We start from the raw sequence: 16,245 nt of genomic DNA on the forward strand, positions 1-16,245 counted from the left end.
GGGGCCAAAAGGTATGCTCCCGTTATCTGAATTTCATCATTCTTTTTGCTAGTTTACCCATTTTCCCCATATTTTTCATCATGTTTCGCATTTGTATGTAGTTTTTTATCATTCGGTTCACGTCAGGAACGGTGGTTCCGCTTCCTCTCGCAATTCTTTTTCTGCGGCTGCCGTTCAGGATCGTGTGATCTCTTCTTTCGGGCGCGGTCATGGAGTTGATTATGGCAAGGCTTTTCTTTATCTCCTCCTCGGCCTTCACCATCGCTTCGGGGTTGTCGGTGATCTTTTTCATTCCCGGCACCATGTGCGCTATGTTTTCTATGGAGCCGAGCTTGCCCATGGCCACTATCGACTCGCGGTAATCTTCGAGGGAGAACTGTTTCTTGGATATCCTTTCGGCAAGTTTTTGCGTTTTTTCCTCTTCAAAGGCGTCTTCTGCCTTTTCTATAAGGCTGAGGACGTCTCCCATGCCCAAGATTCTCGAGGCTATTCTATCGGGGTGAAAGACCTCAAGCGCGTCGGCTTTCTCTCCCGTTCCGAAAAACTTGATCGGTTTGCCCGTTGTAGCCTTTATCGAAAGGGCCGCCCCTCCCCTGGCGTCCGCATCCATTTTGGTAAGGACCACGCCGTCAAGATCAACGGCTTCATCAAAACTCTGCGAAACATTAACGGCATCCTGTCCCGTCATTGAGTCAGCGACCAGGAGAATTTCATGGGGATTCACCCTCTTCTTTATGCTCCCCAGTTCATCCATAAGCTCGCGGTCAAGATGAAGGCGTCCCGCCGTGTCTATGATCACCGCGTCCGCACCCACTCTAGCGGAGGCCGAAACCGCGTCCGCGCACACGTCTACGGGGTCCGTGCCGGCGACGGTATCGTAGACACTTACGTCTATTTTTTCTCCGAGCACCTTTAACTGCTCTATGGCAGCGGGACGGTAGATGTCCGCGGGAACAAGCAGAGGGGTTTTTCCGTGGCGCTCCTTCAGGAACTTGGCAAGCTTCGAGGCCGTGGTGGTTTTTCCCGAACCCTGAAGCCCTACCAGCATTATTATCGCGGGAGGCGCAACGTTAAGATTCAGGGGCTCGTTTTCCCGTCCCAGAATCTCTGTAAGCTCCTCCTTGACTATCTTTATGAACTGCTGTCCCGGGTTAAGGCTTGCCTCGACCTCCCGGCCCAGCGCTCTTTCCTTGACAAGTCCGGTGAACTGGCGGACTACCCTGAAATTGACGTCGGCTTCAAGCAGGCTCAGGCGCACTTCGCGAAGCGCATCTTCTATGTTCTTTTCGCTTAGCTTTCCGTACCCCCCTATCCTTTTGAGGGTGGTACCGAGCTTCTGTGAGATTCCTTCAAACATTGCGTCGTTGCCCTGCGGTTCCAGGATCCTAAGGACCGGGGCTGCAGTTTATATAATACCGAAATTAAGAAATACAATCCTTCCCCGACTGGGGCGCTACGGAATTTGAAAACCCGCACCGAAACATAGACAAAATTTTACTTGACTTATCGGGGAGGGGTAGGATCAAATCGAACCTGATATAACCGACTGTATCTAAAAATGTGAAGTCAACTACAAGTAACAGACAGCACGTATTGCTTCAATGGTAGGTTAGCCTTAGTTGCAAAAAGATGAGGTATTGATTCATGAGAAAACGCCTGATTTATGGATTTTTTCTTTTAGCCGTTGCGGTGGTATTAGGGTTGCTCTATTACGGTATGAGGAATGATGCCGGACAACCGGGTTCACATACCGCCCCACCTGACTTGGGCTCTGTTCCCTCTTCTCCCGACAACGTGTCGGAGGCGGTGCAGAGCGAGGAGGCCCAGGTGCTGGAGGATGAACCTCTTAAAACACCCCCGGGAGATCGACAGGCTGAGCAGGAACTTCAGCCTCAGTCTGACACGACTGCGGAAGATCCCCAAGACCCGACACCGCTTAAAGGAAAGACGGTTACTCTTGAAGACGGGAAAGAAATCATAATCATTGAAAACGTTCCTGATTCATGGAAGACAGAGACCGAAGTACGATTTGACGAGGAGGGTAAACCACATATTACACATCGTAAGTAGAAAGTTCTTTACAGTAATTCCCATTCTTTTTCTTTTGGCAACCTTTTCCCCGGTTACAGAGAGCAAGGCAACTGAATTTACACCAGTGTACATGGATGCCCCGGGAACAGGCTTTTATGACGAAACCCCTCTAACTGACCAAGTGGCCCGTGGCGACATCAGTGGCAGCACTCTTGGAGAGGTGAGAAGAAGGGCTTTTCAGAGTGCTCTTGATATCTTGGAAGGTTTGATTAGGACCAGGAACGATAATGGAATCAGGATACAAGCGTCGTTTGATGATTTGGGAGAGGCAGATGAAAGAGGTGCGATAATCCTTGCGCGGGCCGGGGCAGCAGACTTTCGAATTATCCCTGAATCGCCGCTTCTGCCCGGGGGAGAATTTCTAGCATTACCTATTGCACTTTCTGAGCACATCCTGGAACGTGAATTAAACGAAAACGAGGCGGATGTTGAAATAAATTTCAACGAAAGAGTTCCATTCTATTATGGAACAGGATTTGAAACACCCTTGAATTACGTCAATTTCACGATAATAACAGCGCATGAACTACTGCATGGTCTGGGATTTTTAGATCTTGTTGAAAAGGACGGTTCCTTTTCAGAAGTAGAACTTGTGGATGGAAGAACTGGCCTTGCGATTGGTCTTTACGACTTAAACCTGTATTCAGAAAGCGAAGAAGAACTGCTTGTAAACCTTTCTCAGTCTGAAAGACAGGAGGCTATTACCTCGGTAGATGGTCTTCTCTGGGATGGGACGACAGGAGGTGCTCTCTCTACCAGTTGTTCGCGGCTTGTGGGCGAAGCCTTAATGGACGACTACCCGTCTGCAGTAGACAGCAAGGGAAGACCCCGACTTTATGCCCCAGACCCCTGGGAACAAGGAAGTTCTGTTTCGCACCTTGCCGAGGCTTCTCGTGACCTCATGAAGCCTTTCTACGAAGGATCTGAGCACCTTGAGTTCACGCGTGGAATGCTTCTGGAGATGTTTTGGACAGTAGGGATAGCAAACCCTTCTTCCCTAGAGATTCTTGAAAGTTGTCTCGCCGACTCGGGGGAAGAGCCAGAACCAGAACCAATGCCAGAACCAACGCCAGAACCAATGCCAGAACCAATGCCGGAACCAATGCCGGAACCAACGCCAGAGCCAATGCCAGAGCCAATGCCAGAGCCAACGCCAGAACCAATGCCAGAGCCAACACAAGGAAGCAAAGGGGGAGGTGGCGGATGTACAATTACGGGAGATGAAGGCACTCCACAGAACACCGTATTTAACCTGTTTTTGATTCTGTACGCCCTGTTTCCAGTGCTTTTCTACACCAATTCCATGATCAAGCTCTCAAGTGTTCGAGATTGTAGTAAAAGATAGAAATATTTCAGCAGAATAAACTAGATCCTATCTTATTCATGAGTAGCAGAATCTCGTCTCCTAGTGAATAAGGTGGGTTCTATGTCGGCACTCACGCGTTCCGGGTTCTGGAAAAAGAAATCTTAGCTCTCGACGGATTAATTCGGTGACCGCTATCTGAAAGATATCCAGAGGACAATCTCTTGTTTTTGCCCTTTGTTCCAAAATCTCCTGTAGGCACGGACATCCACATTAAGACTGACCCCTTCTTCGAGGGTCTCCGTTATAGTTCCCAAAGACTGCTCCTCATAAGATAAAAACACTTGTTCCTCACCCAGAGTCTTTGTCAAAATCAACGTATGCAGAGAACAAGTCAATGGACAAAACATTCCAAACTACTATAATTAATTTGATTTGCGTTTTATCGGAGGCGCCGTTGAAACTTGGAATATACGGGTACATAAAGCAGTTTCTCAGGGATCCCAAAAGCACCGGTTCCATAACTCCTTCAAATGAAGAACTGTCGGAACTTGTCACCGAGACCGCGCGGCTCGATGAAATGGGGACCGTTGTGGAACTGGGTCCGGGAACCGGGGTTTTTACCGAGAAGATTCTTGAGAAAAAAAACCCCGACGCGCTGTTTTTCGCAATAGAAATCAACCCCGAGTTCTACGAAGCGACCAAGTCCCGATGTCCTTCCGCTACAGTCTACAAGGATTCCGCGGAAAACATGAAAAAATACCTTGAGCAGCACGGAAAAGATTCCTGCGACTGCATTATTTCAAGTCTTCCGTGGGCGGTGTTCGATCACGGAACCCAGGACAGGCTCCTTGACGTTATATGGGACGTGCTGAGGCCTGGAGGCAAGATGATTACCTTCAGTTACTCAATCAGCATGATGGTTCCAAACGCCAGGAGATTCCGCTCGATTCTGCGAAGCAAGTTTTCAAACGTGGCCAAGTCGAAAACGGTCTGGTCAAATTTCCCTCCCGCATTCGTGTACAGCGCGAAAAAGTAACGTCTTTTCTCCGCTTGGTAAAGGTTGGGACCGTAACGGCAGCCAAATTCCCCTCCGCAAGGGCGGTTGGGTATACTTAACAAACAACGCGTAAGCGGTTTCTTTCATGTCCCAGCATCTGCTCTATCTTATTGACGGCAGTTCATATATATTCAGGGCGTATTATGGCGTAAGGGCCGATCTTTCCACCTCCGACGGGTTTCCAACCAAAGCCGTCTACGGATTCGCCACCATGCTTCTTAAGTTCCTCAGGGAATACGAACCGAGGTACCTAGGGATGGTGTTCGATTCCAAGGGGAAAGTGTTCAGAAACGAAATATACCCAGAGTACAAGGCCAACAGGGATGAGGCGCCCGAGAATCTAAAGCTTCAGTTTCCAAAGATTTTCGAGCTGGTCCGAGCGTTTTCGATCCCGATGCTCGCAATGGAAGGATACGAGGCCGACGACATAATGGGGACTATAGCCAGGGCACAGGGAACATCAAAGGTCGTCCTGGTTACCGGAGACAAGGACTTCTGCCAGCTGGTGTCTGAGAAAGTGACTCTGGTTGACACAATGAAGGAGCGGGTAACCGGAGTGCAGGAAGTGCGCCAGAAGTACGGGATCGAACCCGGACAGATGATTGATTTCTTCGCTCTTGTAGGAGATGCGGTTGACAACATTCCAGGAGTGGCGCGCGTAGGGGAGAAAACCGCCTCGGCCCTTATATCCAAGTACGGGGATCTTGACGGCGTATACGGCAACCTAGAAGAAATTGAAGAAATTCGCCCCAGTATCGCACGGAGTCTAAGAGAGCATAAAGACGACGCGTACCTTAGCCGTGAACTCGTTACCATAAAAACCGATGTCGAGGTAGGAACCGGTATCGAAGACTTTAGATACGATGGATACGCGACCGAAGATCTTCAGGAAATATTCTCAGAGCTTGAATTCGAAAAGCTCCTAGACGAAATCGGCGCATCCCGCACGCGAGACGAAAGCGAAGCGGTAAGATACGATTCCTACGAAACCGTTTTCGAGGAAAAAGCCCTCGGCCGGGTCGTAAGCATGGTAGAGGAAGCGGGAGAACTCTCAATAGATCTTGAGACGGATTCAAAGCTGCCGATGAACGCAGGGATAGTGGGCTTTTCACTCTGCCCCGCTCCGGGGCGGGCTTTTTACGTTCCTGTGGGACATGTCGGAACTATAGAGGCTGAAAAACAGATGGGACTTCAAGCTGTGCTCTCGATGCTGAAACCCATTTTGGAATCTGAAGATATAAACAAAACAGGACAGAACATAAAATACGAGATGCTGGTGCTCAGAAACCACGGAGTCACACTCAGAGGAATTTACTTCGACACTATGCTGGCGGCGCATCTGCTTGACGCCTCTCGGGGAAGCTACAAGCTTGACGAACTCTCAAGAACAGAACTTGGTCACAGGATGATTTCCTACGATGATGTTACGGGAAAAGGAAAATCCAAGAAGAATTTCTCCGAAGTCGATATAGAGACTGCGACAAGATATTCCTGCGAAGATTCTGACGTGACGCTCATTCTCTCGAGGAAGTTCCTCGAAACTCTCAAGCAAGAGGGACTCTGGGATCTTTACAGGGAAAACGTCCTGGGACTTCTTCCGGTTCTCTGCGATATGGAGTTCACGGGAGTAAGCGTTGACATCGCAATTCTTGAGGAAATGTCCAAGGAATTTGAAAAGGATCTCAGCTCCATCGAGGCCGAAATATACGAAAAAACCGGAGGGAAGTTCAACATAAACTCAACAAAGCAGCTTTCCGAAGTGCTTTTCGAGAAACTTCGCCTTCCCGCCAGAAAGAAGACCGCTAAAGGCGCTTTTTCCACCGATTCCGAAGTGCTGAGGGATCTCTCAACAATCCACGAGGTACCACGTCTCATACTCAGACACAGGTTTCTTTCCAAGCTCAAATCCACCTACATTGATCAGCTTCCAAGGCTAATTAATCCTGCCACGGGAAGGATACACACCTCCTTTAATCCCGCCGGCACTTCGACCGGAAGGTTGAGCTCAAGGGATCCTAATCTTCAGAACATCCCGATAAAAACCGAAGACGGAAAAAAGATAAGAAAGTCTTTCGTGGCGAAAGACGGCTGCCTCATACTGTCGGCAGATTATTCCCAGATAGAGCTTCGCCTGCTCGCCCATTTCTCCGGGGACCCTACCCTGCTCGAGGCGCTTCGAGGCAACAAGGACGTACACATCGCCACGGCCTGCGAAATCTTTAACGCAACCGAAGACCAAGTCACCTCGGAGATGCGCAATCTCGCCAAGACCATAAACTTCGGGATAATATACGGCATAAGTGCCTTCGGGCTCTCAAAACAGCTCGGTACCACGGTCTCGGTCTCAAGAAATTACATAAACAGGTATTTCGACAGATACTCGGAAGTGAAAGCCTATATGCAGTCATCGGTTGAAGAAGCGAGGAGCAGGGGGTACACCGAAACGCTTGTCGGCAGAAGAAGGCCGATACCGGAGCTTGTGTCGAGGAACAGGGTGGAGAGGAACAGAGGGGAACGCGAGGCCATAAATACTCCGATACAGGGATCTGCGGCGGATATAATAAATCTGGCCATGATCCGCATATTCACAAGACTTGAAGAAGAAGGTTTTCGCTCGAAGATGATTCTTCAGGTTCACGACGAGCTTCTTTTCGAAGTGCATGAAACGGAACTTGAAGAACTGCAGACTCATATAAAAAACGACATGGAAAACGCTTGGGAACTCAGTGTGCCGCTCAGAGTGGAAATGCGCGCCGCGGAGAACTGGGCCGAAGCCCACTGACCTCAAAAAATGCAGCAATGATAAATTTCAGAAGAAAAACCTTTATTCTGCGCGCACTGGTTTTACTTTTCGCCTTTCTGCCGGCGGCATCTTCTCATGCTGACGTAAATCACAAAAAAATCCTCTCATTTCTCTCCAAAACCCCTCCGTCGCAAAGGAAAATCGGAATCATGGTCCGCTCAGCCGACACCGGCAAAACGGTTTTCCGGTACAACAGTAAAAAAACATTCATTCCCGCCTCCAACAACAAAATACTTTCTTCAGTCGCGGCACTCTCCCTTCTCGGAAAGAATTTCCGGTTCAAAACGGAGTTTTATCTGGGCGGAGGAATACACTCAGGGGTCGGCCACGGCGGCCTCTACGTGAAAGGGTTCGGAGACCCCACAATAGATATCGATAAACTCAGGGAAATTGCCGGACGGTTTAAAGCGCTCGGGATAACCAGAATCGACGGCGGGATACATCTTGACGGTTCATATTTTGACGAGATCCACTACGGAAAGGGCTGGGACCCTGAATGGTTCGACAAGGGATTCTGTCCTCCCGTAACCGCAATCTCGTTTAATTACAATTCAGTCAAGATAAAAATCTCCGCGTCCAGAGTGCAGGGGGGACCCGTAATAGTGAGAACACAACCCGCCGAGTTTCCCTTCCCGATTAGAAACAGGGTTTCCACGTCTCTTAGAAAATCCGGCGTGACGGCAAAATATAACGAACAAAACGAGCTCAGGATTTCCGGATACGTTTCTTCCCGAAAAAAAGCCGAAACCCTCGAACTGTCCGTGCCCGACCCGTTTTTTTATTTCGGCGCCGTACTTAAAAAAATCCTCGAGGAGGATGGCATCGAGGTAAGCGGAAACATAGACCGCGCGAGAGTGCCTAGGTGGGCCGGGAAGGTATTCACTCATTACTCAGAACCTCTGGGCACAGTTATCCATGAGTACAACAAAGAAAGCGTAAACATAATCGGGGAAAGCATAGTCAAGGTGATTGGCGCTAAGCTCCTCGGCGGCCCAGGCTCTTGGAAATCCGGCACGCGCGTGATTGAAAACCACCTGAGACAAATCGGTCTTAACGGAAACTTCTCCGTGGCTGACGGTTCCGGTCTTTCAAGGCTTAACAGGGTTTCTCCGGAAGATATGACGCAGGCACTCGCCAAGGCCTATGGAGACCCGGATATTTCCGAGGAGTTTATCGCATCCCTGCCGATCGCCGGAGTTGATGGAACTCTTGAGAAAAGATTTCGCAATCTCAAAGGCAAAGTCTACGCAAAAACCGGATATCTTGAAGGAGCCAGGTCTCTGTCCGGTTACGTCTTCGGAAAAAACGGGCGGGTTTACGTTTTTTCCATAATATCAAACGGCATGGGAACGAGGGTGAAGAAACTTCAGAATTTGCTTCTGCGAGAGCTTGTCTACTGATTTATTTCGCGGAAACTGCCCGCTAACCTAGCGAATTCCTCAACTGAAAGCGATTCCGCCCTTCTTCCCTGATCGATGCCCGAGTCCGAAAGCGCCCGTTCAACCATCTCCCTCTCAAAAAAGTTGCCCAGTGAATTCCTTATGGTCTTTCTCCGCGAGGAAAACGCGTGTCTCGTGACAGTTCTGAAGGTTTTTTCGCTTGATACCGAAAACACGGGATCTTTCAGCGGATCAAGAACTACCACCGCCGAATCCACCTCGGGAACCGGATAAAACGCATGTCGAGAAACCTTGAAGGCAAGTTTTACGCTGAAACAGCTCTGCAGAAGCACCGAGAGGGAACCGTAGCTTTTCCGTCCCTTTGGAGAGGATATTCTCTGCGCCACTTCCTTTTGCAGCATTACGACTATTTTTGAGAAAAGCTCTCTTTCATCAAGCAGCTTGAGGAGAATCTGGGTGGATATGTTGTAAGGAAGATTGGATACGAGCTTCTTTTTCCCCACGGCGGAAAAACGGCTGAGGCTGACCCCAAGGACATCTTCATAAACGAATCTGACGTTTGGAGACTCTGCGAATTTCTCGTCAAGGAAAGTTCTGAGCCTCGTGTCTTTTTCAATCGCCGTGACCGCTCCGGCACCGAGCGCAAGATGCTCCGTGAGGCTGCCTTTGCCGGGGCCGATTTCAATCACGTGATCCTCTTTCTGAAGCTCCGCCGCAGCGCAGATCTTACGGAGTATATTGGGGTCGTTCAGAAAATTCTGTCCAAGTCTCCTAGTCTGACGGAATATCTTTTCCTGCTCCATATAGTCCATCCGTTTAAACCGGCATCAATTCCTACACTGTAGAAAAGACGCAACATTAAAACTATAACCCTGATTCTGTATTTTTGGAGATTCTTTGGTATCACCAGCCGGCGAAACCAGCGGATACTGACTTAGAACACCTTTTAAGCATGGAAGGGAAGAGTGCGGATAGCAAAGCTACTCTTCTTTGAACCTGAATATCTTTTCTTTATCCTTTATCATCCCAAGTTCTTCCCTCAGTATTTTCTCAATGTATCTTTCGTCTTGCTTAAGGGCTTTTATCTCGTTTCTGTAAGCCTTATTTTGAGCTTCCAAATTCTCTATTCTCTTCTCTATTCTCTTGTTTTCGTTTTTGAGAAAATAGACCTTTGAAATTTCGTTGAAAAACACCAAGGCCACCACCACGGCGATTACCGAATACACAGCCAGCCTGATGAATTTCCCCGGTTTCATATATCTTCTACAGTGCTAAGGTTCCAACAAGAAAAGGATTGGTAGCTTTTTCCATTCCCACGGTCGTTTGTGGGCCGTGGCCCGGGTGGATTTCGTAATGGTCGGGATATTTAAGAATCTCGGAGCGGATCGACCCTACAAGCTCCGTCATGTTCGTTCCCCCGGTAAGATCCACCCTGCCTACGCTTCCAGCGAAAACAGTGTCTCCAGCTATTATCGATTCCCCAAAAACAAAACATATATGTCCCCAGGTGTGTCCCGGAACAAGGAGTATTTCTCCCCTGAGATTTCCCACAGAAAGGGTTTCTCCTTCTCTTACATAACCATCTACTTCGGGGACTTCGACAAAATCAAACCCGGGGAATCTCATCTTCGCCTCGGGAAGCAAATCAAGCACGGGCTGTTCTTTTTCGTGTATGTAAAAGGGTATGCCAAGCATTTTTTTGAAAATCTCAACGCCGGCCACATGATCCAGGTGCGTGTGGGTGTTAACTATTTTTTTTACCTCGAGCCCCGATTTTTCGATTTCCTCGGATATCTCCGCTACCTGCTCTCCGGGATCAACGAGCATAGCCTCGTTTGTATCTTCATCCCCTATGATGTAACAGTTTTCAATGAATATCCCGCCCGGGATGCATTTTATTATCAATCTGATCTCCTTTGAGTCCTGTTTATCCGAAAATCGACAAATCTGCCCTCCGGCGGCAGCCACTTGAGTTCAACCGATTCCACCTTTGCACGGGACGGGCCCTCTCCGCACCACTCGATCAGCTTCTCGAGGTTCTCCGTTGCTCCTTCGGCGACTACCCTTACGCTTCCATCCGCAAGATTTTCGACATGTCCCCTGATGCCAAGCTCCGTCGCTTTCTGAGCCGCCGAGACTCTGAAATAAACTCCTTGTACCCTTCCCTTCACCAGGATAAGCACTCTTTGTTCCATCCGACTCTCCCCAGATTACCGAAAGCCTCTGTTGGTGTCAATGAACACGGGTATTTAGAGTCCCGGAAGTGATTCTCGGGACAAACAAGGAGAGTTTTCACGGCGTTGACAGGAAAAAAGGCAAAATGTACCTTGTTAATCTGATGAGTGAGTACCGAGCCCATTTCAGATGCATAGACGAAAGTTGCTCTGAAACCTATCCCATCGATGAAATCATCTACAGATGCAGGAAGTGCAAAAATCTTCTCGATGTCCAGCACGACATGGAAATCCTCGGTCGAAAAACTCCCGAGGAGTGGAAAGAGCTTTTTGACAGCAGATACAGAAAGCAGGCCTGGCCTTTCGGAAGTGGCGTCTGGGGAAAAAGGGAGTGGGTGCTGCCCTCAATCGAAGATGAAAACATAGTTTCTATGTACGAAGGATGCACGAACCTTTTCTGGGCTGAGAGGTTAGGAAAGCAGGTAGGCGTTGAGGATCTCTGGATAAAGATGTGCGGCAACAGCCACACCGGATCCTTCAAAGATCTGGGAATGACCGTGCTCGTATCGGCGGTAAACCAGATGATAAGCGATAATATCAGCATCCCCGCAGTAGCCTGCGCCTCAACAGGGGACACCTCTGCCGCTCTGGCCGCCTACTGCGCGTCGGCAGGCATTCCTTCAATAGTTTTTCTTCCAAAAGACAAGGTATCCATCGCCCAGCTGATCCAGCCCATATCGAACGGATCCCTGGTTCTTTCCCTAGACACGGATTTTGACGGCTGCATGGAGATGGTTCAGAGGATCACAAGCGAGCACAACATTTATCTCGCCAACTCCATCAACTCCCTGCGCATAGAGGGACAGAAAACAATAAGCGTAGAACTTTGCCAGCAGTTTGACTGGGAGGTCCCGGACTGGGTAATAATTCCCGGCGGCAACCTCGGCAACGTGTCTGCCCTCGGAAAAGGGTTTTTGATGATGTACGATCTCGGTCTTATAAAAAAGCTTCCGAGAATAGTCTGCGCGCAGGCGCAAAACGCAAACCCTCTTTACCTAAGCTACCTTAAGGGATTCGAAGAGTTTACCCCCGTAACAGCGAAGAAAACCCTTGCAAACGCCATACAGATCGGAAACCCCGTAAGTATTAACAAGGCGATCTCGATCCTAAGGCGATTCGACGGGGTCGTGGAACAGGCATCGGAAGACGAACTTTCCCATGCCTCGGCCATGGCAGACAGAACGGGCACCTTTAACTGCCCCCATACCGGAGTGGCGCTCGCTGTATTTTTGAAACTGCTTGAGAGAAAGGTCCTTTCCCCGAAGGAAAAAATAGTGGTCGTATCCACCGCCCACGGACTGAAATTCGTGGAGTTCAAAGCCGGCTACCACAGGTCTGCTCTCGAGGGAATATCATCTGAACTGAGCAACGTCCCGGTGGAACTTCCAAACGACTACAAGGCCGTAAGAGACGCGATACAAAGCAGAATTCCGGTTCAGTAAAAATCAGCGCATCTTCCCACTCCCGGCAATTTGAAGAAGCTTCATTTCCCCTCAACCGCCGCCGGCGACACCCGCGCGGACAGCCGAGGTTCTTCTCGAAGCCCGAAACCTCCACCATTCCCAGGCAAGCAGTGCCCATACGGGCCCGAACTCCATCCACACCACCGCGTTCCTGAACATTCCCATTTCCTCGGGATGAGAAGGGAAGTAGTACTGCAGATAATAAAGCGGAAGCAGCGCGGTTAGTGCCAGAAAACCCGGGCTCAAAGCTACGCAGAGAAACGGAAGAAGCCAAGTGTAGTACCAGGGAAACTGCGCCGGGCTCAGCAGAAACGCGCCTCCAATTACCAGAAGGGCTTTTCTGTGAATGCCCAGAGATCCGCTCGCAAACGCCACGTAAAACTTCCAAGCAAGAAGAACCGCTATGACGCCGACCCTGGAGTGCGTCTGCGCATGTCCGGGGTGAATATCCATCGCTTCCAGAACAAACTCCCACCCCGAAAGAACCGCTGCAAAAAACGGGCTGTTGTTCTGCCAGCTCTTTCCATACATCACGATTCCGGAAGCCGGGTCCAGCTGAAACATCACCGTGGGAAGAAATATGATCAAGATCGCGACAGCAAAAACAATAGTCTGCAAAAGCGTTTCCCTCTTCTCCCGAAGAGGCTTTAGAAACAGCCCGAAAAAAAGCGCCGGCCAGAGCTTGACTCCCACCGCGAGCGAGAGCGCAAGCGTCCACAGTTTTTTTCTTCCGTAAAGAAAAAGCAGGATTGCTCCCAGTACGAACGGAAACGCCAGAACGTCCATGTGCACGGAGTTAAATATCTGCTGCACCAGAAGCGGGTTCCACCAGTAGATAAGCAGGCTTTGGAGAGGAATATCAAGTCTTCTCAGGCTCACAAATAAAAGCGCGAGCGTAATCAGATCAAACACTAAGAGCATGATTCTCCATGCCGTGAGGCTCATGGGAGATATCTTGTAGGACAAGGCGAAGAAAAATTCCGCAACCGGCGGATAGATGGTTTTTACGTGCGGGTGATTTACTTTCTCAAGCGTATTGCCGTAGAGCTGCCTGAGTTCCTTAAGTTTTTCGTTTCCCCCGCCTTCTGCCACTTCTTCAGGCGAGTGCTCATAGGGATTCAAACCGCTTGCCAGAACCGCGCCATCCCAGAAGTAGCGGTGAAAATCGTCTTCGAGTATCGGAGTTGAAAACAGAAACAAAACCCTAAACCCGAGACCGAAAAGAACTATAAGGAGAAGCGAGCACGCGCGGTTTTTCCTGAAGCTCCCTACAGCCACGAAATAAACGGCCGAAGCTGCAACCAGAAGGAATATGAAAACCGGTATGAGATCCTTTTCAAAAGCCCCTGAGGAGAGCTGCGGGGAGATTTTCGCTATGGCTCCGAGCAGCAGGAAAACGGCAATTCCACATAGGAGGAGGAACCAGTTCGGTTTATTGATTTTCTGCATCAATGGGTACAATTACAAGAACAAAGTCTCATTCGGCTTGGAATTCCGGAAGATGAACAAGAGCAGGGAAAAATTAAAACTAATTCTCAGAAGCAAATCAATCCTGCTCGGAAATTTCACTTTGGCATCAGGAAAACAGAGTTCCTATTACATCGATGCTAGACTCACAACCCTGGACCCCGAAGGCGCAAGCTTGATATCGGAAATATTCCTGGGCGAAATCGCGGCGGAGGATGGCATAACAGCCGTGGGAGGACCGTCTACCGGGGCAGATCCAATGGTGGGCGCTATTATTTCCAGAAGTTATCAGGAAGGTATGCCCCTTCGCGGATTCATAGTAAGGAAGAAGGAGAAGGAACACGGTACCGGGAACATGATAGAAGGCGGACTCACCGAGGGAGACAGGGTAGTCATCGTCGAGGATGTGATTACGACCGGCGGTTCCGTGCTAAGGGCCATTGATCTCGTTGAATCCGCAGGAGCCGAGGTCTGTAGGGTTCTCTGCGTCGCTGACAGGGGAGAGGAAACCGAAAAAACCTTCCTTGAGCGGGGCTGTAGCTTTTTTTCCATATTTAGGGTCTCGGAACTTCTCTAGAAAATACCTCGCAGAACCCTTTTGTTTTTCGCACAAACCGGAATGATATTTGGTTTTTACGTAATTACTGCCGTCAATATTAAGGCGGGGAGACAACTTATTGAGCGTATTAGTAATTGTAACACTTGTACTTTCGGGATTTCTGGCCCTTAACATAGGAGCCAACAATTCCGCGGCGTCCATGGCGACTTCATACGGCGCCGGGGTAAGGTCAAAGAGGCAGGCCGTATGGCTCATAGCTATCTTTGCCCTCTTGGGAGCGCTTACGGCCGGAGCTCCCGTCGTCGAAACCGTAGGCAAGGGAATAGTGCCCGCCGAAACCCTTTCCTCCGACATAGGTTTCATATTTATAATCCTGCTTCTGGGAATAGGGTTCATCGCATGGGCTAACGTGGCACGCACACCCATAGCCACTACACACGCCATAGTGTGCGCCATAGTGGGAATCGGTCTTTATACTCAGACGCTCAATTCCGACAGCTTCATCCGGGTGCTCAAATGGTGGATCGTGGCGCCCATAGTCGCCTGGGTAATAAATTTCACTCTGGCAAAGTTCTTTTACTTCAAGATAGTCCATTATCTGGCAACCAATTTCTCGGAAAAAAGAGTTAACGCTATTCTGACCGTTCTGATTACCATATCCGGAACATTTATCGCGTTCTCGGGAGGGGCCAACAATTCCGCAAACGCTATAGGTCCGATAGTGAGTCTGGGGCTCATAGATTCCTATCCAGGCGCAATTCTGGCCGGCGTTGCGATGGGAGTGGGAGCGATTCTGCTGGGAGGCAGGGTTCTTGAAACGCTTGGAAAAAAAATAACAGAAATATGCATTATAAGAGCCATCTCGGTCGAGTTTACGGCCGCCGTGATAATACTACTTGCCTCGCTTTACGGAATTCCCGTTTCGATCGCCGAGATAGTCATGGCCGGAGTGGTTGGCTTTTCATGCGCACAGCATGGATTCGCCCAGACTTCAAAGAACAGCCATGTTGTCAAAATCGGTTTTTTCTGGTTTGTTGTTCCCGTGCTGACCGTCGGGGTAAGCTATTACGTATCCCTTATATACATAAAGTACGGTCTATCGTCGTATCTGAGTTTTCTGGGTTAGATGAAATTTTCTGAAGAAGACATAAAAAGCCTCAATCGCGAATTTGAGACAAGCCCTCCCCAGGACATCCTCGCCTGGGCTTCGCAGAACCTCGGTTCGTCGGTGGCGCTTGCGACCAGTTTTCAGGTCCAGGGAATGGTGCTCGTGGATATGTTCGCAAGGACTGATCCCGAGGCGAGGATATTCACCCTTGATACCGGAAGGCTTCATTCGCATACGTACGATGCGATGGAGAGAACAAGAGAGAAGTACGACATCAATATCGAGGTGCTTTTCCCCGACAAGACTGAAGTGGAGGAAATGGTGGCAAGTCACGGGGTAAATCTTTTTTACAAAAGCGTTGAGAACAGAAGGCTCTGCTGCCAGATAAGGAAAACCAACCCGCTAAACGGATTTCTGAAAACCCTTGACGCCTGGATTACTTCCATAAGGGCTGACCAGACGGAGCAGCGGGCCGACTCAATGAAATTTGAGATCGACTATCTGCACGGAAAAATGCTCAAAATAAATCCGATTCTTGACTGGACCACCGACCAGGTATGGGATTACATAAGAAAAAACGACGTTCCCTACAACAAGCTTCACGACATGGGATATCCGAGCATAGGATGCGCTCCCTGCACGAGAGCCGTTGAGGAAGGGGAAGATCCAAGGGCGGGCAGATGGTGGTGGGAGCAGGGTTCTGACAAGGAATGCGGAATTCACTTCAGTCACGAACCTCAGTCCTAAAAAACCGTGG

15 protein-coding genes are annotated in these 16,245 nt (G+C 49.4%); 8 read left to right on the forward strand and 7 right to left on the reverse strand.

What is annotated here, in order from left to right; genetic code table 11:
• Positions 1 to 22: 22 nt before the first annotated feature.
• A complete protein-coding gene (locus F4X55_00475; GenBank protein MYC39485.1) occupies positions 23 to 1,357 on the reverse strand; it encodes a signal recognition particle protein in 1,335 nt (444 codons plus the stop codon).
• A gap of 287 nt (positions 1,358 to 1,644) precedes the next feature.
• Between F4X55_00475 and F4X55_00480 the strand changes: the two genes are divergently transcribed.
• Positions 1,645 to 2,070, forward strand: coding sequence for a hypothetical protein (locus F4X55_00480; GenBank protein ID MYC39486.1), 426 nt, complete (start codon positions 1,645 to 1,647; stop codon positions 2,068 to 2,070).
• 959 nt (positions 2,071 to 3,029) lie between these two features.
• Here the strand turns inward: F4X55_00480 and F4X55_00485 are convergent.
• A complete protein-coding gene (locus F4X55_00485) occupies positions 3,030 to 3,302 on the reverse strand; it encodes a hypothetical protein (GenBank protein MYC39487.1) in 273 nt (90 codons plus the stop codon).
• 489 nt (positions 3,303 to 3,791) lie between these two features.
• Here F4X55_00485 and F4X55_00490 point away from each other — a divergent pair, with 489 nt between their 5' ends.
• The 3 genes from F4X55_00490 (at position 3,792) to dacB (ending at position 8,657) form a co-directional block, all read left to right on the forward strand.
• Positions 3,792 to 4,433, forward strand: a complete 642-nt coding sequence (locus F4X55_00490) for a methyltransferase domain-containing protein (protein ID MYC39488.1) — start codon at positions 3,792 to 3,794, stop codon at positions 4,431 to 4,433.
• A 106-nt stretch (positions 4,434 to 4,539) separates the two neighbouring features.
• Positions 4,540 to 7,236 carry a DNA polymerase I gene (gene polA / locus F4X55_00495; GenBank protein ID MYC39489.1) on the forward strand — a complete coding sequence of 899 codons (2,697 nt, stop codon included), beginning with the start codon at positions 4,540 to 4,542 and terminating at the stop codon, positions 7,234 to 7,236.
• A 17-nt stretch (positions 7,237 to 7,253) separates the two neighbouring features.
• Positions 7,254 to 8,657 (forward strand): D-alanyl-D-alanine carboxypeptidase/D-alanyl-D-alanine-endopeptidase, encoded by a 1,404-nt coding sequence (gene dacB, locus F4X55_00500; GenBank protein MYC39490.1) that lies wholly within the window; start codon positions 7,254 to 7,256, stop codon positions 8,655 to 8,657.
• Here the strand turns inward: dacB and rsmA are convergent.
• The 4 genes from rsmA to F4X55_00520 form a co-directional block, all read right to left on the reverse strand.
• The gene (rsmA, locus tag F4X55_00505) at positions 8,651 to 9,469 is read right to left on the reverse strand and encodes a ribosomal RNA small subunit methyltransferase A (protein ID MYC39491.1); all 819 of its coding nucleotides are present in this window, start codon (positions 9,467 to 9,469) and stop codon (positions 8,651 to 8,653) included. The two genes, dacB and rsmA, sit on opposite strands and share 7 nt — an antisense overlap.
• A 168-nt stretch (positions 9,470 to 9,637) precedes the next feature.
• A complete protein-coding gene (locus F4X55_00510) occupies positions 9,638 to 9,913 on the reverse strand; it encodes a septum formation initiator family protein (protein MYC39492.1) in 276 nt (91 codons plus the stop codon).
• Between the two features lie 7 nt (positions 9,914 to 9,920).
• Positions 9,921 to 10,625 (reverse strand): MBL fold metallo-hydrolase, encoded by a 705-nt coding sequence (locus F4X55_00515; GenBank protein ID MYC39493.1) that lies wholly within the window; start codon positions 10,623 to 10,625, stop codon positions 9,921 to 9,923.
• On the reverse strand, positions 10,559 to 10,852 hold the full coding sequence (locus F4X55_00520; GenBank protein ID MYC39494.1) for an acylphosphatase: 294 nt from the start codon (positions 10,850 to 10,852) through the stop codon (positions 10,559 to 10,561). Before F4X55_00520 ends, F4X55_00515 begins: the two co-directional genes overlap by 67 nt.
• A 143-nt stretch (positions 10,853 to 10,995) precedes the next feature.
• Here F4X55_00520 and thrC point away from each other — a divergent pair, with 143 nt between their 5' ends.
• Entirely contained in the window at positions 10,996 to 12,333 is a 1,338-nt protein-coding gene (gene thrC / locus F4X55_00525; GenBank protein MYC39495.1) for a threonine synthase, read from the forward strand.
• A gap of 51 nt (positions 12,334 to 12,384) precedes the next feature.
• Here the strand turns inward: thrC and F4X55_00530 are convergent, their stop codons facing one another.
• Positions 12,385 to 13,632: a hypothetical protein gene (locus F4X55_00530; protein ID MYC39496.1), complete on the reverse strand. Its 1,248-nt coding sequence runs from the start codon at positions 13,630 to 13,632 to the stop codon at positions 12,385 to 12,387.
• A 34-nt stretch (positions 13,633 to 13,666) separates the two neighbouring features.
• Between F4X55_00530 and pyrE the strand changes: the two genes are divergently transcribed.
• From pyrE to F4X55_00545, 3 genes are all read left to right on the forward strand, one after another.
• A complete protein-coding gene (gene pyrE / locus F4X55_00535) occupies positions 13,667 to 14,398 on the forward strand; it encodes an orotate phosphoribosyltransferase (protein MYC39497.1) in 732 nt (243 codons plus the stop codon).
• Positions 14,399 to 14,498: 100 nt separating this feature from the next.
• Positions 14,499 to 15,506: an inorganic phosphate transporter gene (locus tag F4X55_00540; GenBank protein MYC39498.1), complete on the forward strand. Its 1,008-nt coding sequence runs from the start codon at positions 14,499 to 14,501 to the stop codon at positions 15,504 to 15,506.
• A complete protein-coding gene (locus tag F4X55_00545; GenBank protein ID MYC39499.1) occupies positions 15,507 to 16,235 on the forward strand; it encodes a phosphoadenylyl-sulfate reductase in 729 nt (242 codons plus the stop codon).
• Positions 16,236 to 16,245 lie beyond the last annotated feature (10 nt).

It is taken from the genome of Candidatus Dadabacteria bacterium (genome assembly GCA_009840385.1).
In the GTDB taxonomy this organism is placed as follows: Bacteria; Desulfobacterota_D; UBA1144; order Nemesobacterales; family Nemesobacteraceae; genus Nemesobacter; species Nemesobacter australis.